The sequence below is a fragment of the Brevibacillus sp. M2.1A genome (assembly GCF_013284355.2).
Taxonomy (GTDB): domain Bacteria; phylum Bacillota; class Bacilli; order Brevibacillales; family Brevibacillaceae; genus Brevibacillus.
In genome coordinates this window covers 2,174,263-2,197,717 of the sequence record NZ_JABSUY020000001.1, presented here as the reverse complement: position 1 = coordinate 2,197,717, position 23,455 = coordinate 2,174,263, and the positions used below count along the sequence as shown (strand labels likewise).

Annotated in this window: 24 protein-coding genes; 14 read left to right on the top strand and 10 right to left on the bottom strand. The window is 48.3% G+C overall.

The window, feature by feature from the left end; translation table 11 throughout:
• Positions 1-16: 16 nt before the first annotated feature.
• Positions 17-1,252, bottom strand: a complete 1,236-nt coding sequence (locus HP567_RS10805) for an amidohydrolase (RefSeq protein ID WP_173608703.1) — start codon at positions 1,250-1,252, stop codon at positions 17-19.
• A 180-nt stretch (positions 1,253-1,432) separates the two neighbouring features.
• Here HP567_RS10805 and nikC point away from each other — a divergent pair, with 180 nt between their 5' ends.
• The 10 genes from nikC (at position 1,433) to HP567_RS10755 (ending at position 10,671) form a co-directional block, all read left to right on the top strand.
• Positions 1,433-2,332: a nickel transporter permease gene (nikC, locus tag HP567_RS10800; RefSeq protein WP_173608704.1), complete on the top strand. Its 900-nt coding sequence runs from the start codon at positions 1,433-1,435 to the stop codon at positions 2,330-2,332.
• Positions 2,333-2,345: 13 nt separating this feature from the next.
• The gene (gene nikB, locus HP567_RS10795; protein WP_173608705.1) at positions 2,346-3,266 is read left to right on the top strand and encodes a nickel ABC transporter permease; all 921 of its coding nucleotides are present in this window, start codon (positions 2,346-2,348) and stop codon (positions 3,264-3,266) included.
• A gap of 12 nt (positions 3,267-3,278) precedes the next feature.
• Positions 3,279-4,301 carry an ABC transporter ATP-binding protein gene (locus HP567_RS10790; protein WP_173608706.1) on the top strand — a complete coding sequence of 341 codons (1,023 nt, stop codon included), beginning with the start codon at positions 3,279-3,281 and terminating at the stop codon, positions 4,299-4,301.
• 2 nt (positions 4,302-4,303) lie between these two features.
• Entirely contained in the window at positions 4,304-5,299 is a 996-nt protein-coding gene (locus HP567_RS10785) for an ABC transporter ATP-binding protein (RefSeq protein WP_229087987.1), read from the top strand.
• Between the two features lie 96 nt (positions 5,300-5,395).
• Positions 5,396-6,184 carry a sensor histidine kinase gene (locus tag HP567_RS10780; RefSeq protein ID WP_173608707.1) on the top strand — a complete coding sequence of 263 codons (789 nt, stop codon included), beginning with the start codon at positions 5,396-5,398 and terminating at the stop codon, positions 6,182-6,184.
• Between the two features lie 4 nt (positions 6,185-6,188).
• The gene (locus HP567_RS10775; RefSeq protein WP_173608708.1) at positions 6,189-6,893 is read left to right on the top strand and encodes a response regulator transcription factor; all 705 of its coding nucleotides are present in this window, start codon (positions 6,189-6,191) and stop codon (positions 6,891-6,893) included.
• Positions 6,890-8,218, top strand: coding sequence for a sodium:solute symporter family transporter (locus HP567_RS10770; RefSeq protein WP_173608709.1), 1,329 nt, complete (start codon positions 6,890-6,892; stop codon positions 8,216-8,218). The genes HP567_RS10775 and HP567_RS10770 overlap by 4 nt, the downstream gene beginning before the upstream one ends.
• A gap of 22 nt (positions 8,219-8,240) precedes the next feature.
• Positions 8,241-9,134: a DMT family transporter gene (locus HP567_RS10765; RefSeq protein ID WP_173608710.1), complete on the top strand. Its 894-nt coding sequence runs from the start codon at positions 8,241-8,243 to the stop codon at positions 9,132-9,134.
• A 133-nt stretch (positions 9,135-9,267) separates the two neighbouring features.
• Positions 9,268-9,714, top strand: coding sequence for a hypothetical protein (locus HP567_RS10760; protein WP_173608711.1), 447 nt, complete (start codon positions 9,268-9,270; stop codon positions 9,712-9,714).
• Positions 9,715-9,786: 72 nt separating this feature from the next.
• Positions 9,787-10,671, top strand: a complete 885-nt coding sequence (locus HP567_RS10755; protein ID WP_173609133.1) for a phosphotransferase family protein — start codon at positions 9,787-9,789, stop codon at positions 10,669-10,671.
• On the opposite strand, the gene HP567_RS10750 is transcribed toward HP567_RS10755, so the two are convergent.
• Genes HP567_RS10750 through HP567_RS10740 form a run of 3 tightly spaced genes read right to left on the bottom strand, consistent with a single transcriptional unit; the run spans position 10,668 to position 13,789 of the window.
• Positions 10,668-11,501: a carbohydrate ABC transporter permease gene (locus HP567_RS10750; protein ID WP_173608712.1), complete on the bottom strand. Its 834-nt coding sequence runs from the start codon at positions 11,499-11,501 to the stop codon at positions 10,668-10,670. The genes HP567_RS10755 and HP567_RS10750 overlap by 4 nt on opposite strands.
• Complete coding sequence (locus HP567_RS10745; protein ID WP_173608713.1) at positions 11,501-12,451, bottom strand: carbohydrate ABC transporter permease; 951 nt, start codon at positions 12,449-12,451, stop codon at positions 11,501-11,503. The genes HP567_RS10750 and HP567_RS10745 overlap by 1 nt, the downstream gene beginning before the upstream one ends.
• Positions 12,452-12,469: 18 nt before the next feature.
• Entirely contained in the window at positions 12,470-13,789 is a 1,320-nt protein-coding gene (locus HP567_RS10740) for an ABC transporter substrate-binding protein (protein ID WP_173608714.1), read from the bottom strand.
• A gap of 209 nt (positions 13,790-13,998) precedes the next feature.
• Between HP567_RS10740 and HP567_RS10735 the strand changes: the two genes are divergently transcribed.
• Together HP567_RS10735 and HP567_RS10730 are read left to right on the top strand one after the other, a co-directional pair.
• The gene (locus HP567_RS10735) at positions 13,999-14,424 is read left to right on the top strand and encodes a MarR family winged helix-turn-helix transcriptional regulator (protein WP_173608715.1); all 426 of its coding nucleotides are present in this window, start codon (positions 13,999-14,001) and stop codon (positions 14,422-14,424) included.
• 85 nt (positions 14,425-14,509) lie between these two features.
• The gene (locus HP567_RS10730) at positions 14,510-14,851 is read left to right on the top strand and encodes a DoxX family protein (RefSeq protein WP_173608716.1); all 342 of its coding nucleotides are present in this window, start codon (positions 14,510-14,512) and stop codon (positions 14,849-14,851) included.
• A gap of 91 nt (positions 14,852-14,942) precedes the next feature.
• Here the strand turns inward: HP567_RS10730 and HP567_RS10725 are convergent, their stop codons facing one another.
• From HP567_RS10725 to HP567_RS10705, 5 genes are all read right to left on the bottom strand, one after another.
• On the bottom strand, positions 14,943-16,268 hold the full coding sequence (locus tag HP567_RS10725; RefSeq protein ID WP_173609134.1) for a serine hydrolase domain-containing protein: 1,326 nt from the start codon (positions 16,266-16,268) through the stop codon (positions 14,943-14,945).
• 64 nt (positions 16,269-16,332) lie between these two features.
• Positions 16,333-16,806: a hypothetical protein gene (locus HP567_RS10720; RefSeq protein WP_173609135.1), complete on the bottom strand. Its 474-nt coding sequence runs from the start codon at positions 16,804-16,806 to the stop codon at positions 16,333-16,335.
• 114 nt (positions 16,807-16,920) lie between these two features.
• A complete protein-coding gene (locus HP567_RS10715; RefSeq protein WP_173608717.1) occupies positions 16,921-17,730 on the bottom strand; it encodes an alpha/beta fold hydrolase in 810 nt (269 codons plus the stop codon).
• Between the two features lie 71 nt (positions 17,731-17,801).
• On the bottom strand, positions 17,802-18,860 hold the full coding sequence (locus tag HP567_RS10710; RefSeq protein ID WP_173608718.1) for a P1 family peptidase: 1,059 nt from the start codon (positions 18,858-18,860) through the stop codon (positions 17,802-17,804).
• Between the two features lie 35 nt (positions 18,861-18,895).
• The gene (locus HP567_RS10705; RefSeq protein WP_173608719.1) at positions 18,896-19,831 is read right to left on the bottom strand and encodes a dipeptidase; all 936 of its coding nucleotides are present in this window, start codon (positions 19,829-19,831) and stop codon (positions 18,896-18,898) included.
• Positions 19,832-20,078: 247 nt separating this feature from the next.
• Between HP567_RS10705 and HP567_RS10700 the strand changes: the two genes are divergently transcribed.
• Entirely contained in the window at positions 20,079-20,972 is an 894-nt protein-coding gene (locus HP567_RS10700; protein WP_173608720.1) for a LysR family transcriptional regulator, read from the top strand.
• Positions 20,973-21,058: 86 nt separating this feature from the next.
• Positions 21,059-22,600 (top strand): hypothetical protein, encoded by a 1,542-nt coding sequence (locus tag HP567_RS10695; RefSeq protein ID WP_173608721.1) that lies wholly within the window; start codon positions 21,059-21,061, stop codon positions 22,598-22,600.
• Between the two features lie 80 nt (positions 22,601-22,680).
• Here HP567_RS10695 and HP567_RS10690 read toward each other — a convergent pair whose 3' ends face one another.
• Entirely contained in the window at positions 22,681-23,319 is a 639-nt protein-coding gene (locus HP567_RS10690; protein ID WP_173608722.1) for a DUF2306 domain-containing protein, read from the bottom strand.
• Positions 23,320-23,455: the final 136 nt, after the last annotated feature.

Below are 23,455 nucleotides of genomic sequence, written 5' to 3'. Positions count from 1 at the left end.
CGGCTTTTCCCCCCTCTTAAACGTTCACTTCTTCCACTTGCCCAGAAGCGAGCTTGCCTTTGAAGAATACAGCGTGTCGATCTGCACGGCGCGCAATCGCTTCTGCCGAGCAGGTCGCATCCACGAGGATCAGGCTAGCGTCTTCCCCTTGTGCAGGCCATAGCTGTGTTCCGTTGGCATCCAGCGTCGTTTTGCCACCTGTGATAAAACGCAGAGATTGAGACAGAGACAGCTCGTCCAGCCAACGATTGCGTTCTGCCAGTCGCCAGAGGCGTTCCAGCACATCACCATTTCCGTATGGCTGCCACGTGTCAAAAATGTTGTCGCAGCCGACCGCAACGTCTACGCCATTTTGGTGCAGTAGCTGTACAGGTGGGATCACGCGGCTAAATGGCACACTGGTGATAATCGTAATGCCTGCTTCCCGCAGGATCGTCGCCATCTCTTCTGCTTCTTGCACTGGGATGTCTCCGAGCGCAAACGCATGGCTGACTGCTACGCGGCCTTGCCAGCCAGCATCCACGGTCATTGCTGCCAGTCGCTTCATTGTGTAGGTTCCCAAATGTCCCGGGTCATGCAAATGCAAGTCCACACCTGCGTTTGCTTCTACCGCCAGCTCCATCATTTGGTGCAAGGATTCTTCTATATCGCCATCCACATTAGCTGGGTCCACGCCCCCGACATGAGTCGCACCTTGGCGCAATGCCTCACGCAAGAGTGCTTTTGCGTCTGTACGCAACAAGCCATGCTGCGGGAATGCCACGATCTCGTTGGTGACTCGATCCGCGTAGGTTGCTAATGCTGCTTTCACTGATTCCAGATTGGAGATCCCCACTTCCGGGTAAATGTCCACATGTGTACGCACATGTGTCGAGCCATAGGACAAGAGGATCTCCAGCAGATTCTCCGCACGCTCTTGTGTAGTTGTCGGCAATCCCGGCAGTGTGCGCTTTTCAATTTCGCAGCGTTCAATGATATTGGACACAGGAATAACAGCCCGCCATGGTTCTCCCTGAAGCGTCTTGTCCAAATGAACATGCTTCTCTACGAAAGATGGGAGTGCCAATAAGCCTTTTGCATCCTTTTGCAAAATACCGTCTGTAAGCTTCTCTGTCGCTGGTGCAATACGCGCGAATTTTCCGTCTTTAACCAAAATGTGAAACAAGGATGCCTCTGTCCCCGTGACGACACCATTTTCCCGACGGTAGCCCGTCTCCAAACGAACATTGGTCAACCAATAGGTAACGCCCATCCATTATCCACCCTCTCTTTGTCTCTCTCCATTCCTTTCTCCCCCATTATCTAGGAAGCGGAAAGACTTGATTTGCACAATCTTTACGTCTATTTTCACTATTTTTACGACTTGTTCAAATTGCCTTTACTTCGTACATTTTTCTGATAACTTTGACGTAAGCAAAGGAGGGGTTACACCATGAAGGTTGAGATCGCACCAACCAATCAAGCTCTTCCGCCGAAAGCAGCGGCTGCACGCCCTAGCAGATGGCGGACTTTTTACAGGAAACTACGAAAAAACAAACTCGCCATGGTAGGCGGCTGTATCGTGATTTTTTACATCGCGATTGCCCTGTTGGCACCATTTATCGCTCCCCATGATCCATATGAGATTGACTTGGTTAACAAGTTGAAGCCACCATCTTCTGAACACTGGATGGGTACCGATGACAAAGGTCGGGATGTACTGAGCCGTCTTTTATACGGGACACAGCTCTCGATGTCCGTCGGATTTGTTGCCGTCTTTATTGGTGCATTTTTCGGAATTATTCTCGGCTTATTATCCGGTTACTACGGGGGCTGGGTAGATACAGTCATCTCCCGTATCATCGATGTCCTGCTCGCCTTCCCGGGAATCCTGCTATCTCTAGCCATTGTCAGTGCCTTAGGGCCAAGTCTCTTTAACGTGATGATCGCCGTTGGTATCTTCTCGATTCCTGTATTTGCACGGATCGTCCGCGGCTCAACCTTGACCGTGAAAAAACTGGAGTACATCGATGCGATCCGCTCACTCGGTGCCAATGACTTCACGATTATCTTTAGACACATTTTCCCAAACATTTTGTCTCCTATTATTGTACAGGCAACGATGCGCCTCGCTACTGCGATTCTTTCCGCGGCTGGCCTTTCGTTCCTCGGACTGGGAGCACAGCCTCCTCTGCCGGAGTGGGGCGCCATGCTCAGTAACGGACGCGACTTCTTGTTTACCGCTCCGCATCTGGCCATGTTCCCTGGTTTCGCTATTGCAACTCTTGTTCTCGGCTTCAACATCTTTGGGGACGGCCTCAGGGACGCTCTCGATCCACGAATGAAACAATAGGAGGGAATGCTACATGATTGTTTACATTACCCGTCGCCTGCTGCAGATGATTCCCGTCCTGCTCGGTGTTATTCTTGTCGTCTTTTTGATCATGCAAATGGTTCCTGGCGACCCGGCTGTATTGCTTGCTGGTGAAGGCGCTTCTGCAGAAACGATTGCGAAAATGCGTACACAGCTCGGCTTGGATCAGCCGATTATGGTTCAATACGCGCAGTATGTTGTCAATGTGTTCCAAGGCGATCTAGGGACATCACTTCGCTCCAATCTCCCCGTGTGGGATGAGATTATGGCACGCTTGCCTGCTACCATCGAGCTCGCCGTTGCCAGTATTTTTGTAACGGTTGTCCTCGGGATGATCGCAGGGATCATCTCTGCTACCAAGCAATACTCTGCTGCTGATATTACGATCATGGTTATTGCCTTGCTCGGTGTATCCTTGCCAAGCTTTTGGCTCGGCTTGAGCTTGATCTACACGTTCTCCGTCAAGTTGCAACTCTTCCCGGTCGCAGGCTGGGGCACCTGGAAGCACATGGTTTTGCCAGCGATCACACTCGGTACTGCCGGAGCCGCCATCGTTGCTCGTATGACTCGCTCCAGTATGCTTGACGTCGTGCGTCAAGACTACATCCGCACAGCGAAAGCAAAGGGCTTGCGTGAAACAGTCATCATTTACAAGCATGCTTTGAAAAACGCGCTGATCCCGATTATTACCGTCGTGGGCTTGCAGTTCGGTTTCCTTTTGGGTGGTACGGTTCTCGTAGAATCTGTATTTGCCATCAACGGCTTGGGCCGTCTGATCGTCGATGCGATCCGCATGCGTGATTTGCCTGTCGTACAAGGCGGCGTACTGATCGCTTCCATTATCTTCGTGTTCGTGAACCTGCTCGTCGATGTATTGTATCGCTACTTTAATAAACGAATTGATCTGAACTAAGGAGGGATCACCATGCCGGAACAACAAGATATCATCCTAGACGTTCGCAATCTGCAAACGCATTTTTTCACAGAAGATGGCGTCAGTAAAGCAGTGGACGGCGTTGATTTCTCTCTAAATAGAGGAGAGACACTGGGTCTGGTAGGAGAATCGGGCTGTGGAAAAAGTATCACTTCCCTCTCGATCCTGCGTTTGATTGCCAGTCCTCCGGGAAAAATTGTAGGAGGAGAAATCCTTTTCAAAGGGCAAGATCTGACGAAAAAATCGGAAGCAGACATGCGCGCAATCCGCGGCAACGAGATTTCGATGATTTTCCAAGAGCCAATGACCTCGCTGAATCCGGTTTATTCGGTTGGGGAGCAAATTGCAGAGGTATTGCGCCTGCACCAAAACATGGGACGGAAGGAAGCATGGGACAAGGCAGTAGACATGCTGCGTCTGGTCGGTATTCCTTCCCCGGAAAAACGCGCGACTCAAGAGCCGCATGAATTGTCTGGGGGTATGCGTCAACGGGTCATGATCGCGATGGCTCTCGCCTGCCGCCCGGAAATTTTGATCGCGGATGAACCGACGACCGCTTTGGACGTTACCATTCAGGCTCAGATTCTCGAGCTGATGAAAAAGCTGCAAGTCGAAATGGGCATGAGTATTATCATGATTACCCACGATCTAGGCGTTGTTGCTGAAACATGCGATCGCGTTGCGGTCATGTACGCAGGAAAAGTGGTGGAGTACACGACTGCACAAAACCTGTTTGCGAATCCACGTCATCCCTATACAGTAGGGCTGATGAACTCCCTCCCCCGTCTGGATGAGGATGTAGAAGAGCTGCAAGCGATTAAAGGAAATGTACCAAGTCCGTTCAACATGCCAGTTGGATGCCGCTTCGCTCCACGCTGCCCGCATGCAACTGAGCTGTGCCATACGAAGCTTCCAGAGCTCTTGGAGTATGCAGACGGAAGCAAAGTACGCTGCTGGATGTATACGTCTGAGTGGGACGGCGACACCAAGACTGCTACGGAAGTGGGGGTATGATCATGATGACGACACAAGCGAATCCAACGAAAAAACCACTGCTGGAAGTAAAAAATCTCAAGCAGCACTTCCCGATCAAAGGCGGCATTTTAGGCCGTACCGTCAACCATGTAAAAGCCGTGGATGACATCAGCTTCACGATCCACGAAGGAGAAACACTGAGTATTGTAGGCGAATCCGGTTGTGGCAAATCCACTACCGGTCGTGCCATCCTCCGCCTGGATGAACCGACGAGCGGAACGGTACTATTCGAGGGACAAGATCTACTGGCGATGTCCAAGAAGCAAATGCGCGATATGCGCAAGCATTTGCAGGTTATTTTCCAGGACCCATTTGCTTCGCTCAACCCGCGCCAATCTGTATCCGCTATTCTCGGAGAAGCGTTGGCGATCCAAAATATCGTACCTGCCCATCAACGACGTGATCGCATTATCGAGCTGCTCGGCTATGTAGGCTTGCGTCCGGACCAAATTGACCGCTTCCCGCATGAGTTCAGCGGTGGACAACGCCAACGAATCGGGATTGCGCGTGCGCTCGCGATGCAGCCGAAGCTGATCATTTGTGACGAAGCCGTATCGGCACTCGATGTATCCATTCAGGCTCAAGTGTTGAATCTCCTGAAATCGTTGCAAAAGCAATTCAAGCTGACGTATTTGTTCATCTCCCATGACCTCGGCGTCGTTCGTCACATCTCGGATCGCGTCATGGTGATGTACCTCGGTAAAGTGGTAGAGATCGCGGATAAAAAGTCGCTGTTCGACAACCCGCAGCATCCTTACACGCAGGCACTTTTGTCTGCGATCCCCGTTCCGGATATTAACAAAAAGCAGGAGCGGATCATTTTGCGCGGAGATGTACCTTCTCCCATCAATCCTCCTCAGGGCTGCCGCTTCCATACGCGTTGCCCGTATGCGATTGATCGTTGCAAAACAGAAGTACCTGGGCTGACGAGTTTGCACGACACGCACCAAGTCGCCTGCCACCTTGCTCAAGTCTAATTCATAGAGAGATTAAAATTTTCTAAAAACACAAGAGATCACGAAGCAGCATGATATGATGGTAACTGCAAAATCTATCTATACAGAAGGGATCTCATGATAAGCTTCGAAGGTTTCACATTACTCATTCTGCTGTTTATTTTGGCTCCTATCGTAGGAGCTATTGCTTTATTGTTTCTGTTTATTTTCGAGAAGCGGATTGATCTATTAGAAAACAAAAATCTAAAGATCGAGCTGGAAAAAGAGCTTCAGCAAGCGCTCTACAATCAATTGAATCAACAAATCCAGCCTCACTTCTTGTTTAATACGTTAAATGTCATTCTGAGTCTGGCGCGATTAAACCGAACGAAGGAACTAGTGAGAGCGCTCGAAGTCCTCTCCCAGTTTCTCAAATTCAAATACAAATCCACAGAGCCGTTGATTTCATTGGCGCGGGAGATTACGTACACGGAGCAATATTTGGAGATTCAAAAGCTGCGTTTCGGCGATCGTCTCCGGATTCAGCTAGATTGTGCAGATGATCTCTTGCAGGCATCCATACCGCCATTCGTCTTGCAAACGCTCGTGGAAAACGCATTTAAGCATGGATTAGAACGAAAAATGGGCGAAGCTATCATAGACATCCGCATAAGCCGACAATATGACGATGTCCTGCTTACGGTCATCGACAACGGTTCTTCCGGACTTACAGCATTCCAGAATGAAAGTGAGATCGAAACCGAACAGCCACATGAGAAGAGCGGTCACGGGTTGGATAACATCCGCAGACGGCTCCACCTTTGTTTTGGTGATCATGCACATCTGGAGCTTGCTCCGATATCTGAGGGAGGAACTCTTGTGTCTGTCAGGTGGCCCTGTACGTATGAACAAATCGATCTGAGGTGAGAAGATGAACGTATTACTCGTGGATGACGAACCATTGGAGCTGGACCAACTCGAGTATTTGATTCAGCCCATGTTCCCCTTGTGGAAATTCTACAAGGCCGCAGATGGCAGCAAGGCCATGGCGATCAGCCAGAAGGTTCCTCTTCATCTCGCCTTTCTGGACATTAATCTTCCGGGGAAATCCGGGCTGGTGCTTGGCGAGGAGCTGAGAGCCCAGCACAAAGACATTGAGCTCATCATTGTAACGGCATATCAAGATTTTCATTATGCCAAACAATCGATCCGCCTCGGTGTCGTGGATTACATCACGAAGCCCGTCATTGAGAGCGAGCTGGTCGACATTCTAAAAAAATATCAGAAGAGCCCTGCCCTCTCTGCTTACACCCGAATTATTTCTGATGCGATGAACATCATTCATCAAAAATTCGCGGAGAAGCTGAATTTGGCTGATCTTGCCGCAGAAGTCCATATCAATCCTACCTATTTGAGCCGCCGTTTTCATGAAGAAGTAGGCGTCTCATTCTCTGAGTATTTAATGCAGTACCGCATTCAAATGTCGAAGAAGTTCCTGATTGCTCATCCTGATTGGAGCATATCGACGGTTGCCGAGCGGACTGGCTTCAACAGCCAACACTATTTCAGCACCATTTTTCGCAAGGTAGTGGGGAAAACCCCGAAAGAATACCGGGACAAGGGGAATGTATCTTGACCTACTTATCGTTTCGCGAATACGTGGTAGGTGCAGCAAAGATCGGCATCGGGCTTGGGGTCGTCTCGATCCTCGCCCGCTGGGTGACCGGAAACACGATCTTCGGTTCACCGGAAGCACTCGTCAAATACGGAATATTTGGCGGGATCGGCTTCGCTTTGATGGGAGCATTTGCCCTCAGTATGTTTGGACTGCTTGGGCGAAAGGTCCGGCGTGAGTTGTCAGAAGGGATGACCATCGGGGATTACATGCGGGACAAGCTGCATCCGTTTGGTTACTGGTTGATGATCATCATCCTTTTGATTACGACGATCGAAGCGATGTTCGTTCAGGGGATGGCTGGGGGCGTATTGCTCAACATCTTGTTTGGCTTACCGATCCCGCTCGGCTTGCTCTGTTTTTTCGGGTTTTGTGTGCTGTTTGCAGGCATCGGGGGAATCCGCTCGATCCATCGGTTTGCCATCGTGCAAATTGTCATTACGTTTGCAGCCATTATTCTGATTCCCGTCTACTTTTTCGTCGGAAAAGGTGTCGAGCACGTCTATAACGGGCTGCGCCTGTACCATCCTTACCTTCTGGTGCTCAACAACAACGAGGGTCTTTTTTTTATCATTACCGGACTGTTGATCGGGTTTGGTCAAGTGTTTGTCGATCAGGCATCGTGGCAGCGGCTTTATATGATGGAAGAGAAAAAGATCGTTCCTACCTTTCTGGTGTCCGGGCTCATTTTTGCCACCGTACCCCTGGCGTTCTCCTCGCTGATCATCATCGTCCTTTTTACGGGCGGATTTGATGATATCTACTCGCTGTTGTTTGATCTCGTACGCAAGATTGACACGATGATCTTGCTTGTATTATTTGTCCTCTGTGCCTTTGGAGCAATCATGTCCGCTTTCGGTGCAGGTCTTCATTCCATGATCAGTCTGATGGTCAACAATGTGTATCAGCTGTTCCGCCCAGACGCTTCGGAACGGCAAAAAATACGTTTGGGCTACATCCTTGCCATTGCCATCGGTGCCCTTTCGTATGGTTTGACGATCTACTTCAAGCCGACCTTGCTGGATTTACTGTTCTTCTTTGGCATTATGTATGCCTCGCTGTTTTTGCCTGTCGTCGTCATTGTTTTGACAAAGGGAAAAGCACCTACTTTCATTTTGATCAGCGCAGTAATGGGATTCGTCGCAGGCTATAGCAGCCGGATGTACGTCGATCCAATGATGGCAATCTGGATTGCCTCCTTATGTACAGCTCTGGTTTTAACGGCCTACCTGTCCATGACCTGGCTATGGAAACGGTACATCCGAACGCCGGATCACACTCGCTGACCCACAGGAAGGAACGAATCCTATGCTACGCTCCTACTTGCTGCTCATTTTTTGCGTAACCGCTTGGGGCAGCAATTTCGTCTTCGGGAAAATGCTCGTCGCCGAGTTTTCTCCGCTCTTTTTGTCAGCTATGCGTCTCTTGTTTATCGTGTTGTTTCTGCTCATCTGGTCCAGAGGACGTCTGAAAATGCCAAAGCTTTCTCGTACGGACTGGCTTTTGCTCGCGGTATTGGGAGTTGTCGGCGTATTCATTAACCAGTGGTCCTTCTACAAAGGGCTCGTTACAGCTGATCCGACCACCTCTGCCCTGATCCTGGCATTGACGCCGATTACTACCGCTCTCTTGGCTGCCTTCTTCTTGAAAGAATCACTGACCGGTCGCATGGCAATCGGTTCGGTGATCGGTACATCAGGCGTTTTATTCGTCATTTATACAGGGGCAGAGCTGCATTTTGATGTCGGTATCCTCTGGATTGTATTGACGATGCTGACATTCGCTACCTCGATCATCCTCGTCAGGTTGTTGGGACATCGACTCCCTCCACTCGTGACGACGCTCGTATCCAATTTGATCGGCTTCGGATCGATGCTGCCTTTTGTCCTGATCAGCATCCCTACGGCTACGGTAAGCACCAGCCTTTCATCCTGGCTTCTCTTGTTTGTCACCGCTGTCGTTATGCACGGCATAGTGACCTTAATCTGGAACAGCCAACTACAGAAGGTAGGGGCTGCCAAAGCCGCGATGTTTGCCAATCTCGAACCATTTATCGCCATGCTTTTCGGCTTATTATTGCTGGCAAAGCCTGTAACAGCCGTACAGTTTTTCGGTGCGATTCTCATCATTGCAGGCGTGACCTTGACTACAACCTCCAAGGAGCCGCGTGAAAAGAAGAACCTCTCCTCACTCTCATCCTGAGCAAAGCAGTTCGCCGCACTTTTCACAGTAAAACAGTCGGAATTGTAGTTGAGAAGTACAATTTCATTGCTTTATACTGGGAGAAAGCGGGCGAGTCTGTACCGTTACATCGTGCTAAGAGGAGGGACAGTCCATGTCTACCGTAAAACTATCCCAGTGGGAAACGATGCTGTTAGAGGCAGCCCGTGCCCATGGATTCGTCGATGAAGAAATCATCCACAAGCTGAGAAAAGGTGACCCTGCGCCTTTTTCGGACGTGGAGGGCGGCAAGTACGATTACACCTATCTCTTTGAACTGTCCAAAAATGATCCCTCTACGCTGGAAGCTGCGATTCGCGAAGGCTACCAGATCAAGTTCACCACTTTTAACGGGATCAAATTTTTGTTGAACAAACGCTACAACATCCAAGCGGAGCGTGACTATCACGTTGAGGAAACAGCACTGCACCGCGTTCGCTTACGAGACGATGCATTGGCGTGGATGCGCAGGACAATCTCCCCTAACTGGCGAATTGTTGAACTAGAAAAGCTCGCAAACACCAAAGAAACGCTTGTCAGATTTGAACTGGCAGCATCGTAAATACAAAAGAGCACTTTCCTAAGGGGAGAGTGCTCCTTTTTCGAAATGCGGGGTATTGGAAGGAGAATCATGATGACAACGACAACGCAAGCGTATATTCAACACATTCAAGCAATGTATCCAGAATTGACCATTACTTCCTCTTACTTTAACAAGATGGGCCAAAACAATGATGTGCTTATCGTCAATGACGCGTACGTGTTTCGCTTTCCGAAATACACCGCCGGAATCGAGCAACTGAAGATCGAAACGAGCATTTTACGCACAGTAAAACCATATCTCTCCCTGCCGATTCCGGCTCCGATCTTTTTGTCCTTTGCTGAGGAAATACCTGGGCGGGTGTTTGCCGGATATCCGCAACTCGAAGGTGAGCCTTTTACCCGAGAAGCTTTTCAAGCAGCCTCGCGTCAAAATTCCGTACCGACTGTCGCTGCCCAGCTGGCACAATTTCTTCATGAACTGCACCAGCTTCCCGTCACCGCCCTGCTCCCGGAGCTTATCCCTGGTGATTTTGACATGGCCAAGCAATTGACTGACCTGTATGAACAGATTGCTTCGAAGTTGTTCCCAGCCATGCGTGAGCAAGCCAAAAAAGATGTGGCAGAGCGCTTTGAAGCATACCTGGCTGACCCTGCTCACTTTGATTTTCAGCCTTGCCTGACTCACGGAGATTTTGGCACAGGGAATATCTTGTACTCCCCAGCAAAACAACGCATCACAGGCATTATCGACTTTGGCGGCTCTTGTGTAGGCGATCCTGCTTACGACCTCGCAGGACTCTGTGCGAGCTACGGGGATTCGTTCTTGCAGCATTTCACTCCGGTGTACCCCCAGCTTGAGCAGGTGATGACTAGGATGAGATTTTACCGGAGTACATTTGCCTTGGAGGAAGCGTTGTTCGGTTTGGAAAACGACGATGAGACAGCGTACCAAGCTGGCATGCGGGACTACCTCTAGCCTTTTACAGCACCCTGTGTGAGCCCTTCCACCAAGTACTTTTGGCAAAGCGCAAACAACAGCATCGTCGGGATGACTGACAGCACCGTAGCCGCCGACATCGCTCCCCATTCGATATCGTATTTTTTGATGAAGGCATTCATCGCGACGGGAATCGTTTTGACTGACTCTTCATCAATGAACAGAACCGCCATAATCAGCTCGTTCCAGCATTGAACGAAGGCGAAAATAAATGTGGCGGCAATTCCGGGGAGCATGATCGGGACGATGACGCGAAACAGGGCGCTCAATCGGGAACAGCCGTCCATCATCGCCGCTTCCTCCAGGGCATTGGGTATCCGTTGGAAAAAGCCGGACATGATGATCGTACAAAACGGAATCAGCATGACCGTGTAAATGAGCATCAACGAAAACAGGCTATTTAAGATGTGCATCTTGGACATCATCATGTACAACGGCGCCATGCCAATGAACATCGGAATCATTTGGGTGACGAGAAATCCGAACATCACCTGACGCTTGCCTGTAAACGAAAAGCGGGCCAACACGTAACCGCCGAGCATCGAGATGAACACGACCATAGCCGAAGCGACCAAGGAAACGAGAAAGCTGTTCCAGATGTACACCTGAAAGTGGGAAATCTGAAAGATCTCCAAGTAGTTGATCAACGTCACCTGCTCCGGCCAATATTGAATCGGGAGCGAAAAGATTTCCTTTGGACCTTTGAGCGACGTAATGATAATCCAATACAGCGGGAAAATAGCAAACGCAAGAAACAAGGTCAAGACAATTGCTCTGCCAGTCCTCCACCTTAGATGTTCACGGTGCATCAGAAGTCCCCTCCCTTCTCTACTTTGGTCGCTTTCACGTAGAAGCTGGTGAACAACATCAAAATCACTACGATGATGACACCCACAGCCGAGGCTTGCCCGTAGTCTTGTCCAAAGATGACTTTATCGATCATGTAGGTAGCGAATATATGCGTGGAGCCTGCAGGAGCTCCATTCGTCATCGCGTAAATAATGTCCGGGAAATTGAGAATCCAGATGACCCGCAACAGGATCGTCACCAGCATCGTAGGCATGATATACGGCAGTGTCACCCGCCAAAACTGCTGAATCCGCCCCGCTCCATCCATCGCCGCCGCTTCGTATAGCTCCTCCGGGATCGATTGCAGGGCAGCCAGAATCATGATGGCAAAAAAGGCGACGCCATACCAAATGTTCGCGATAATGACCGCAGCCATCGCCCAAGTGCCATCCGCCAAAAAGGAGATCGGCGCATCGATCAGACCCGTTTTCAAGAGCAAATCGTTAATAACGCCAAACTGGGCATTGAACATCCATCGCCAAATCAGCCCAATCAGAAAGCCGGACATCGCCCACGGGAAAAAGACAAACGCCTGGTATATCCCTCTCCCGCGAAATTTTTTACGCATCAAGAGGGCCAGCATGAAGCCAAACAGCAATTGAAAGACAAGGGAGAAAAACACCCAGTAAAAGCTGTTCATGGCAACACGCGGAAAGTCCGGGCTTGTCAGTACGTTCACAAAGTTGTCCAGCCCGATGAACTGAATATTCATCAAATCAAAAAGCGTGTAGTTCTGAAAAGACATGATGATTCCACGCACGAGTGGATAATACGTAAAGACGGAAACAAACAAAATGGCGGGCAAGAGGCACAAAAATATAAAGCGACCTTCTTTGGAGATTCGGAACGATTTCTTCCCTTCCGGCACAACCTGCTTCGTCATCATGACGATGGGTTTTTGTGTGTCCAAGCTACCATCCCCCCACGTCTACTTTCGCTCGGCTTTTTCTTTTGTCCAGTATTGATCCCATTTTTTCAATAAGTCCTCTGCGGTGAGCTGATCGAGCAAAAAACTCTGAATATCTTTATCCGCCGTGCTTTGCCAAGCTCCCCAGCCTTTGTAGTCCACAGGACGTGAAACATCGAGGAACTTCGTCGGCTGTTGGCTCATCTCAATAAACGGCTGGAAGTAACCCGTCTTGTAAAATTCATCTTCTGCCGCACTTTTCACAACAGGAATGGTGGAAGTCTTTTTCGCAAAATGAGTGCTCTGTTCGGGATCAGAGAGGAATTCAATCAGCTTCCACGCCTCTTCCTTGTGCTTCGAGTACGAAGTCATTCCCCAGCCCGGTCCTCCGACTACTTGTTGGGCAACACCCGAAGGACCAAGCGGAATCGGAGCAGTCGCCCACGTCCCTTCCTGCATCTTCTCCTTGGCTCCATCAATGACGTCAGGGTCTTGAATCAACATGGCAGTCGAACCCGCTACAAAGCCCTGGACCATCTCCTGAAAGCCCCAGCTCACAGAATCTTTTGGAGAGGCTTCCTTGTAAAGCTGTTTGTAATACTGCATGGCTTGCAATGATTGTGGCGTGGAGAAGAGCGTGCGTCCATCCTTCATGAAAAAGGCAGAGTCAGGGTCGACCTCTGTCCCGTTGTAGGCCCACATTGTGATCAGCGCGTAATCCCACCCGGTCGCTCCTCCCCGGAAGCTGTACCCGTAGCGGTTTTTGGCAGGGTCCGTCAGCTTTTTGGCTGCGACCAACAGCTCATCCCACGTCTTCGGCACTTCGACCCCTGCTTCCTTAAACCAATCTGTCCGATAATACAAAACGCGCTGGTACAGTCCATTCGGAATGTAATAAGGAGTTTTGTCCACCCAAGTGGCTCGACGTTTGGCGACGTCAGTCAGCTGATCGTAATTTTGCCATTTGTCTGTGTAGGGCTTCAAATTTTCAATAAAGCCGTTCATCGAAAACTGCTTGGCATTGAATTCGCGTACCTCTAGTACGTCCAGCTCTTCTTTTGCCATCAGCATCTGCGTGATCTTCTGATCTGCTCCTTCAAATGGAGGTGAAATCAGATCGACTTGGATCCCCGGATTCTTCGCTTCAAACTGGGCTAGCATTTCTTTTAACAGCGCAGTTCGTTGTGGGCTAGTAATGCTCTCGACCATTTTTAGCGTGACGCCATTCGCATCTGACGGTGATGCTGAGTCAGAAGTGGCCGCCGGCTGACTACAGCCTACAAGCAATGCTGTCGCCATCGTTAATTGGAGCGCCACAGAAATCCAGGAACGAAATCCCATACACGAACCCCCTCATAATCTTTTTTGTTAGACAGTTCGTATTATATTAAATATTCTGAATTGTAAGTTTTAATATCTTTACCAATTTTTTCGTTTTCTTTACTCTTTTTTCAATGAGGCTTCCCTGACACTCTTTATTTGACTAACGGGAACAAATACGTTAGCATCTTATATGCTATAGCATATAAACAAAGGGGGTTGAATTCTCTATGGAATTATTCAATCTGACCGGATTTCTTCTTCACCGTACAGATATGAAAATGACGAACTATTTTAAGAAGAGGTTAAAGCAATTGGAAATCACGCCAGAGCAATGGGGCATTCTCAGTGTCATGGATGGAGAAAGAGCGATCACACAAAAGGAACTTTCGGACGCGATTGACCGCGATCAAACCACCGTCGTCAGAATGATTTACTCGCTTGAAAAAAAGGGAATCGTCATTCGCACTTTAAATGACGCAGATCGACGCTCACATAACTTGTTACTGAGTGACAAAGGGATGGAGCTAAAATCAAAGCTTCTACCCGTTGTTACTGAGGCACATAACCATGTAACGCAAAACCTTACCGATGTAGAGATTGCGGAATTGCATGCTTTGCTCGACAAACTCTATCAAGTCGTAAAAGATGAATAAATAGAGATCAGATACTTTCTCCATCAAATACATGCTATAGCATACACTTAGTTTGATAATGAATAACGAAAGTGAGGAAGCCATCATGATCCTAATCGTTTTGCAAGTCATTGTAGCGATCTTCTTTATGTTTACAGGTACAAAAATTATTTCCGGTAAAATGGCGAATGAATTTGACCGCTTTGGACTCCCGCCCATCTTTAACTTCTTAACTGGCTTTATCGAGATCATCAGTTCCATTGGCTTGATTATTGGAATATGGTTTTCGATCGCGGCATTATTATCTGGATTGCTTTTAGGCGTGACCATGTTGGTAGCTGCCTTCATTCTACTTGTGATTGCTAGAGATCCTTTTCCGAAAGCAATACCGGCACTCGTTCTTTGCATTCTCTCCTTTTTAATCTCGACGTATCATTATTTAGCCTAGACAGTGGAATCCCAATACAGTCATAACAGCGGCGAGTCGAAGACTTTATGATCATGTCTTCGGTCGCCGCTGCTTCATTTATGGAGTCAGCCTAGAACTTGTCTTCGCTCCTACAGAGCATCCTCAGCCCCATGAGAACCGCCCATGCTTGTTGCTGTTTTTTGAAAAAGAAGCGCAGGGGTTGTCCATTTTGTACATCGATCAGCGTATCGTGGCTACTGGCTCGTAACGCATACTCCATACCAGCTACCTCTGCTACAGGAGCATTATCTCGAAGGAAGAGTCGCAATCTTCCGCCTTCCCCTGACGTGTACGTCCCGACGAGTTTCTGTAGCTCTTCTCTCGTTGGCGTATAGAGCAGGGCTTCGGCTTCTTTGTGTGCAAGCGGTAAACCAAGGGCAGCATTCACGGCAGCCAGCCAGACGTTTCGGATTGGCACGTTTTCCAGGTTGGAAAGAACAGTGACGACTAGCCCTTTTTCCGGAACGAAGCCAAAGTTCGACGACACTCCGGGCTGACCGCCCCCATGCTCCACTAGCGTCATTCCTTCATAACCGGGGGTTGTTTTGAGCGCATAGCCATACCAGGCATCTTTTGTCAGTCGATGAACCGGCTGCCACATGGCTCTCAGCAAGGCTCCATCTACTACCTGCTGCTCTTTATAACGCCCGGCATTGATATAGAGCTGACCGTATTTCAGCAAATCGACGACATTCGAGCGAATGCCTCCCCCCACTTCATAATTGCCGAGCGTGGGCCATGGTACCTTTTTCAGTTGCTGCTCCTCCCCTTTGATATAAGGGACGGAGACATCGGCAAAGCGAGCGACTTCTTCTAGGTTATAGGTCGAGCGATTCATTTCCAGCGGCGCTAGCAGGCGTTCTGTTACATAAGTACGGTAGCGCTGCCCAGTGACGCGCTCGATAATGGCTCCCAGCAGAAGAAACATGTCGTTACTGTAACTGATATACTCACCCGGTATACCAAGGGGGTCAAATTGGACTTCGTTCAAATAGGCAATATGCTCGGGGAGTTTCGTCAGTTCTTCACGGCGCTGCAGTGGTGGAACCCCTGAAGTATGAGAGAGCAAATGGTGGATCGTGATTTTGTCAGTATGTATGTACCCCTTTACTTGTAAATCAGGCAAGTAGCTGAGAATCGGGTCGTCAACAGACAGCTTGCCTTCTGCCACGAGCTGCATGATGGCGGCAGCGGTAAATGATTTGGTAACCGACGCGATGCCGAAAATGGTCCCGGGTGTTACGGGCTGATTCGTCCCCAGATCGGTAACACCAAAGCCTTTTTGATAGATGGTCTCACCATTCATGGAGATGCCAAGAGAGAGCCCCGGCACCTTTTCCGTCTCCATGAACTGTTGCACAAATGCTTCCAGAGCTGAAACGCTTGTGTGGTTCATTCCATTCAACATGCCCTTGGAACACTCCTTTTCACGCTTACTTCCCGCTCAACTTTCATTTGACTCATTGATTTACCCCCGCTGCAAAGAACACCCTTTCATCAAATGTCATCCCAAGATAGCTGTACTTTATATTCACTCTGTTTATTGCTTCATGATGAATGAGACTAAGTCCATACATTTCATCGCTTTTTGTAGCTGTGCCAGCTTTTATCGCTATGTCCTCTATATTCTGAAATCCATACGGTTTGGAGTCCGGATTATCATAATCATCCGTTATGATGAAGCCTTGTAAAGCATTACTAACCTGCACTTTTGTCTCTGATGGTTTTTCATCATTATTCACGGAAACATCTATGATTTTCACTTCACCAAAGCCCTTATTACCCATTCCCACAACAACAGATTTATGATCATTGCTTGAAGCAAGGGTACCAATATCCAATGGAGGATTCCCTTTCACAAGGGAATAAAAACCTCCTACAACTATTGCTGTAAGTAGTATAGAAATCCACAGTTTCTTCTTCAATTTCCCCATCCTTACTCGTTGTTTTTCCATGTGCTATTGAAACATATATTTTGGTAAATTCGAAAAGAAATAGCCGATATCCTGCACTTTGGCAGAAATATCGGCTGTCCGTTCCCTTAGGAATTAGGATTGAACAAACTCGATCAGCTTTTTATTAAAATCATCCGCCTGACAAATCGGCAAGCCGTGTCCACTGTTATCAAACGGAAACAGCTTTGACCCTTTGATTTGCTGCTGGGTGAGCTCGGCGCTTTTGAATGGAATCAGTTGATCGTGAATCCCATGAAAGATTCCGGTTGGCACCCGGATTTGGCTCAAGTCATTGATTACATTCTCTCTCGCTGCTGCTTGCATGATTTTGATGAGCGCATAGGAAGCGGAGTCCAGCCCCATTTTGACAAACCACTGGAGCGTAGCAGTCCCTAAATTTCGATTGAAAAACTGTAATGAAACCGTGTTTAATAACTCAGGCATATTGGCGTACATCTGACTGATCAACCCCTCCGCTTGCTCCTTCGAGACGCCGTATGGAGAACCCGGCATTTTCACAAAGGACGGAGAAACCGCATCCACCAACGCTAATTTGGAAATATGACGCCCTTCATACCGAGACATATACCGGATCGAAATGGCTCCGCCCACCGAAAAGCCTAGCAAGACAGCATCCCTTATCTGTAATGCTTCCAAAACAACATAGATGTCATCTGCCAAGCGATCATACGTATAGCCGCTCCATGGTTTGTCCGATTGGCCGTTGCCGCGTATGTCCATGGCAACACAACGGAACCCACGCTGGGGAAGTACATTGAATTGGTAGGAAAACATATTATGGTTGAGCGGCCACCCGTGAACGAAAAAAATCGTTTTGCTATTCGGACCAGGATTGAGGTCTTCAACGAAAATTGTGACACCCTTTTCGACTTCAATGTACATACCCTACCTCCTGTTTCACACCATGCGCCTCTTTACACTCAAGGTATGTCACCAGTTGTAGGGTTATGTTATTACTCTCCTAAGCCTTGACTTGAATACGCATGAACGATGCGTCCTTTTCTTCCCGTAGTTGTGACTGCTTGCGCAAGAGAATGGTAGATGGCTTCCTCTGTCGCTTCCGCCGCAGCAGCAAACAGCTCGTTCATGATCGGGTGATCCTCGCGTAGTTGTACGCGTGTTTCCGCAATGGCTGTTGTCTGATGTGGAATCTTTTGCGCTGTGGAAAAAGCGATGACGATGTCGCCGCTCCCGTGCCCAAAATGGCTCCCTGTGCGTCCCAAGCCGATTCCTGCGCGCTTGGCTACCCGAAGCAGTTGTCGATCACTGAGCGGCGCATCTGTCGCCAGTACGATGATGATGGAGCCATCCTCGGACTTCTCTACTGCGTTTTCATTGCTTTTGCAGCTTGTGAACAGATTTGCTCCCAAGAAATCATTCTTGTTGCCAAAGTTACTGAGTACCAAAGCCCCCAATGTAAACGTCTGCTCTTCAGCCGCCACGATACGAGAAGACGAGCCGATACCACCTTTATAGCCAAAGGCAACCATCCCCGTCCCTGCCCCGACAGCTCCCTCTTCTACAGCCCGGTCCGTTGCGTTCTGAATCGCTTCCCTAGCATCCTCTGGACGCACGACACAGCGGCGAATGGAATTGAGATGACCATCGTTGCATTCGCCCACGACAATGTTGATCGTCCCCGTCGTTTCCCCGATTTCTTCGTTTGTATCCAGCATGTATTGCAGAGTCCCTTGCGCAACCGCGGGAACGGAAAACGTATTGGTGAGCATGATCGGCGATTCCAACACCCCCAGCTCATTTACCTGCACGAGTCCCGTCGTTTTGCCGAAGCCATTGATCACATAGCTGGCTGCGGTTACCTTTTCGCGAAACAAGCTGCCGCCATGTGGCAAAATGGCTGTCACACCGGTGCATGCATAGTCCCCGTTGTCTAGTTCACGCTGGATCGTCACATGTCCGACTCGGACTCCGGCTACATCCGTAATGTCATTTTTCTCACCGACCGACAGCCTCCCGATTGTAGCACCGAGTCGCCGAATTTTTTTCGTCATGCCTTCCATTCCTTTCGTGAATCTATGCCGATCGCTTACACGGGACGATTGCGCAGAAAGTTCTCATAGGCAAACCCGCGCACTTCTTCTTCCTTATAATGCTTGAGCAGCTCGTTGATCAGGTTTTGACTCTGTCCCACATGCTCCAAGCTCACAACCTTTGCGGTAATGCCGTCGAAGTCAGAGCCGAGCCCGATATGACGCACGCCACCGAGTGAACAAAAATGATCGATGTGTTTGATCAGATCATCAATCGCGGTTGGTGTCGTTTCCTTGATAAACTGGGTGCAGTAGACGACATGTACATTCGCGCCTTTGGCAAATAACGCTTTTGCCTGTTCATCCGTCAGATTGCGTGGATGGTCGCAGATCGCTCGTGCATTTGAATGACTCGCGATCGGGTATGTAGCGAGCTCAATCGTATCCCAGAAGCTGCTCTCCCCCAGATGCGAGACGTCCGTGAGCATTTTATGCTCATTGTGGAACTGAATGATTTCCTTGCCAAAGGTCGTCAGTCCGGCATTCCTCGGTTCCAACGCTCCATCCGCAGCGAGATTTGCGAAGTTCCAGGTGAGACCTACAGAGCGAACCCCCAGCTGATAAAAAATATGCAGCTTCTTCAAATCGTTGCCGATTGGCTCTACCCCTTCCAACGTTAGCAACGCTCCGATATCTCCCTCTTGCAAACGGTCGATATCGCTCCAATCACGGATTTGTTTCATTTCCGGATGTTTTCCAAGAACCTCTGTATAAAAGTAATGAATTTGATCCAAAGCTTTTTGAAAACGTTGCTCCGTGGACAATTCAGGTGATGTCCAGATCGCATAACACTGCAGTTTTACCCCGCCATCGTGTAGCCGATTCCTGTTGACGTCCAGCTCGTCCGCATCCGCAAAGGACAAATTCCCATTTTTCTCCCAAATTTTCAGAAGCGCATCACAGTGCAAATCGATAATCGGCATCTTGGCCATCTGTATCCATCCCTTGTCCTAATTTCCTTTGAGAACACTACCTATTCTGTTAATTTTAAGGTAATGTATTTTGAAGAGCGAATCCAATAAATTATTGCAATAAGTCCCTTAAGAAAACATTATCGAGGCATGTTCGAGGAGGAACAGCCGCGTTTTTGCGGAAAGTTTAAACATGGTCGCTTTCACACTGTGAAGCACGTAAACTTTCTCGTACGATTTAAAAATTCACATAATGGAGCCACTACTCATGAATATGGAGCAAATGGAAGCATTCATCTTTGTCGCCCTGACCGGGAGCTTCAGCAAAACGGCTGATTTGCTCTATCTGTCACAGCCCACAGTCAGCATGCGGATCAAGGCACTCGAAACAACTATGGGCTGTAAGCTGTTTCAACGTACGGGTCATACGATTTCTCTTACAAAAGAAGGCGATCTGTTTCTTCCCTATGCGAAAAACATCATGCACATGCTGCAGGAGGGACAGCAAGCGATTCAGCGATCGCAAGGCGATGTAGAGGGAGAATTGACCATCTCCACCGTTTTTGTCTCCGCCTTTTACATTTTGCCTGACCTCGTTCAGCAATTCCAGCAGCTGTACCCCAAGATCAAGCTGACGATCCTCACCGGGCATTCCCATCAGGTGCTCGATATGGTTCTGAACCACGAGGTGTCATTCGGAATTGCTCGTGCCGTTACCCATCCACAGATTAACCGGATTCAGCTGATGCCAGATGACATGGTCTTAGCGATTTATCCCGACCATCCGTTTGGATTTCGCCATCAGGTTTCCATTGAAGAAGTCGCACGTGAACGACTGATCTTGTTCAATCGGGGCTCGCTCGACTGGAAGCTGATCAATAACGCGTTTAGCCATTTTCAGCTACAAAACAATGTCGTCATGGAGGCTGACAACATCGAGGTCGTGAAACGGATGGTCAAACAACGGCTGGGCATCGCCTTTTTGCCTCGGTTTGCCATCTCCAAAGACTTGGACGAAGGAGAGCTGCAGGAAGTAGATGTCTTGAATCTGCCGCAAATCAACAGGAACTTCGAGCTGATTTACCTCAAGGATACTCCTGTTCACGGGATTATGCGTACGTTTATCGACTTTTTGATGCAGAGCAAAGCCTTGCAGCAGTAGCGGGAGATCTGCGCAGAAACCCGAAATGCTGGACGCCCCTTGATCACTGCATTCTATTCATTCAAATCCCCTGGAGGTGATTTCCCATGTCGTCTCATCTATTCCAGCACTCAGCCCAAGCATCTACTATGCAGCAGCCCGTCCAAAAAAACATGCCCCCACCTTCTGCATCCCTCAAGCACGATAGCCCGTCACACCTTATCCAGCTGCAGAAGTCGATTGGAAATCGTGCACTGATTCAGTTAATGAAATCAAAGAGACAAGGAATCGCGCATAACAAACAGCCTATCCAACGCTTTAAGGACGAGGATGAGTATAATACGAAGCGTCGAGTAAACGCAGAAACAGCTAGAAGCGAAGCTTTTCAAAATGATGAGATGCAAATGGATCATACCATCTCACAGCATTCCCTTATCACCTTTAGCGAGTTATTAGGAGAAATCCAGCAATTGCCGAATAAGACATTTAAGGCAGCCAAGCAATCCTACGCTACTCTTATCAACGAAATAAAAATGGTGTCCGATAACGAGGAAAAATGCACGAGGATTCAATTGGTGAATTTCTATAAAAACTTGGTGCCTGGTTTTAATGTAACGACTGGGAATCCCGGTTCAAAATTCGATCCACAAATTGAGATGGCAGACATGGAAGACGAGTCGACAAACATCGCCCGTGAAAAGGCAGTCTCAGCGAAACTAAGAGAAATTGATTCATATATACGTAAGCTCTACCATTTGACCCCGCTGTTTCCCAATACGAAAAAAGATGAAGATCTGGCCAAACAAATGGATGAAGTGCTTTCCAAAGTAATGAATGACATTACGACATGCTTGAAGAAAGTACGCGAGGATTTTTCAGAGGAGCCAAGCTATGATGAAACCATCTGGTACAAATCTGAAACGAAAAATGTGAAGCGTGTACCTGCAGAATGGCTAAAAACGGGAGCAGGCAAGTTAGAGAATTTGGGCTCAAAGCAACATTTATTAGGGTATGAAAAAGACAAAACAGCGAAATCAAACACGCAAGACGCACAAGATTCTTTCAAGGAAGTGACCTTTACCTGGGATTACCAGCTAACCGAATTTGATAAAAAAATCAAAGTGAATGTGGTCATTTCGGAAAAATGCTGGAAGCACATTTACGCTCGACATAAGCTGGAATACTTTGCGGGCGATGTGCAGGCGATCAATACATTTTGGAAGGACGATCCACACGAAAAAATTACCCAAGAGCTCCTAGAGCCCGAGATCAACCTTCTCATCGAAAGATCGAAACTTCAATTACGTGTTTTGCAAGAAGGGGATAAAGATCCAATAAACGAAACAGCACACCATTTGTTTTTCCAAGGAAAAATGGAAGTGGTGGAGGAAGTGCAAAACATCGCCGAACCTGTAGCGAACTCTCAACCAGTAAACAAAAGTAGAAACAAAAAGAGGAATCAACAGAAAAAGGTCCCCAAGCCCCCCATTAAAAGTATCCACATCACATTGGAATCCGTTGCACCGGAAAGCCCCGAGCTAGCCTACGCAGTTGAACCCACTCTTCTGCAGAATGAATATCACCACAAACGAGGGTTACAGAGACTATTTCCCCCGAAGCAAGGAAGCAAGCGTGTCGAAGAAAAGTAGCAATTGAAAAAGCATCGGATCAGTCTAACCTCGTGGGTTCTGATGCGATGCTTTTTTGTTTGAGAGGCCCTTCGTCTCACTCATGCTTTTTTCGGTACTCGCCATTTCGTACGAATGATCATCTCCGCCGTCACGACAAGTCCAATCATGGCGACATAAACACTGATTGTGTAGCTGAGCTCATACGGCAACCCTACTCCCTTCTCTAGGATCAGCTTCACGAGATGAATCAGCATGTTCGTGAACAAGAAGACGAAACTCCGGACCATCCATTCCTTATGCTTTATGACTTGACGCTTTTTAATTTTGACGAGCGCCGTAATGGTGATGGCCGGCCAAATGATGTTCAACAGGTGGAAGGGCCAACTCGCCACTTTACCGCCCGTTACATAAGGAGCCATATAACCGGATGTAACTACTACAACCAACACACTAAACAGATAAACATAGCCTGTTACTTTATGTAGCTTGCGGTTCTGGGCGAGCAGCTTGTCCGAAAAGTTAGCCACCCCACAGACCAGGGCAATCAAGGCAAAAAACAAATGGACATACATGACCGTAAGCCAGATCGATGTGTTCATTCGCTCTTTGTTGTAATCAGATTTGTGACTGAGAAAGCCTTTCGCTTCTGGGTCGATGATAAAGTTTTGCACGAGTGCATACGTGATGGCTATACAAGCGACGAAAATGACAATCGAATATGGTTTGATACGGTTCACCTGTCACACAACCCTTTGTTCGATTTTAGAGACCGAACGGTTCGGTCTCTTTTTGATTTTACATGATTGCCTTCTTTCGTACACAAGAGAAATGTTACAATAACTTGGACGAATATAGACCGTGTTGGCCGGAATG

Coding starts and splice junctions, on each gene's coding strand:
- HP567_RS10780 (WP_173608707.1), top strand. CDS start 5,396: ATGATAAGCTTCGAAGGTTTCACATTACTCATTCTGCTGTTTATTTTG.
- HP567_RS10700 (WP_173608720.1), top strand. CDS start 20,079: ATGAATATGGAGCAAATGGAAGCATTCATCTTTGTCGCCCTGACCGGG.
- HP567_RS10785 (WP_229087987.1), top strand. CDS start 4,304: ATGATGACGACACAAGCGAATCCAACGAAAAAACCACTGCTGGAAGTA.
- HP567_RS10705 (WP_173608719.1), bottom strand. CDS start 19,831: ATGGCCAAGATGCCGATTATCGATTTGCACTGTGATGCGCTTCTGAAA.
- HP567_RS10710 (WP_173608718.1), bottom strand. CDS start 18,860: ATGACGAAAAAAATTCGGCGACTCGGTGCTACAATCGGGAGGCTGTCG.
- HP567_RS10755 (WP_173609133.1), top strand. CDS start 9,787: ATGACAACGACAACGCAAGCGTATATTCAACACATTCAAGCAATGTAT.
- HP567_RS10750 (WP_173608712.1), bottom strand. CDS start 11,501: ATGCACCGTGAACATCTAAGGTGGAGGACTGGCAGAGCAATTGTCTTG.
- HP567_RS10765 (WP_173608710.1), top strand. CDS start 8,241: ATGCTACGCTCCTACTTGCTGCTCATTTTTTGCGTAACCGCTTGGGGC.
- HP567_RS10735 (WP_173608715.1), top strand. CDS start 13,999: ATGGAATTATTCAATCTGACCGGATTTCTTCTTCACCGTACAGATATG.
- HP567_RS10805 (WP_173608703.1), bottom strand. CDS start 1,252: ATGGGCGTTACCTATTGGTTGACCAATGTTCGTTTGGAGACGGGCTAC.
- HP567_RS10715 (WP_173608717.1), bottom strand. CDS start 17,730: ATGTACATTGAAGTCGAAAAGGGTGTCACAATTTTCGTTGAAGACCTC.
- HP567_RS10740 (WP_173608714.1), bottom strand. CDS start 13,789: ATGGGATTTCGTTCCTGGATTTCTGTGGCGCTCCAATTAACGATGGCG.
- HP567_RS10695 (WP_173608721.1), top strand. CDS start 21,059: ATGTCGTCTCATCTATTCCAGCACTCAGCCCAAGCATCTACTATGCAG.
- HP567_RS10790 (WP_173608706.1), top strand. CDS start 3,279: ATGCCGGAACAACAAGATATCATCCTAGACGTTCGCAATCTGCAAACG.
- HP567_RS10725 (WP_173609134.1), bottom strand. CDS start 16,268: ATGAACCACACAAGCGTTTCAGCTCTGGAAGCATTTGTGCAACAGTTC.
- nikB (WP_173608705.1), top strand. CDS start 2,346: ATGATTGTTTACATTACCCGTCGCCTGCTGCAGATGATTCCCGTCCTG.
- nikC (WP_173608704.1), top strand. CDS start 1,433: ATGAAGGTTGAGATCGCACCAACCAATCAAGCTCTTCCGCCGAAAGCA.
- HP567_RS10730 (WP_173608716.1), top strand. CDS start 14,510: ATGATCCTAATCGTTTTGCAAGTCATTGTAGCGATCTTCTTTATGTTT.
- HP567_RS10760 (WP_173608711.1), top strand. CDS start 9,268: ATGTCTACCGTAAAACTATCCCAGTGGGAAACGATGCTGTTAGAGGCA.
- HP567_RS10775 (WP_173608708.1), top strand. CDS start 6,189: ATGAACGTATTACTCGTGGATGACGAACCATTGGAGCTGGACCAACTC.
- HP567_RS10720 (WP_173609135.1), bottom strand. CDS start 16,806: ATGGGGAAATTGAAGAAGAAACTGTGGATTTCTATACTACTTACAGCA.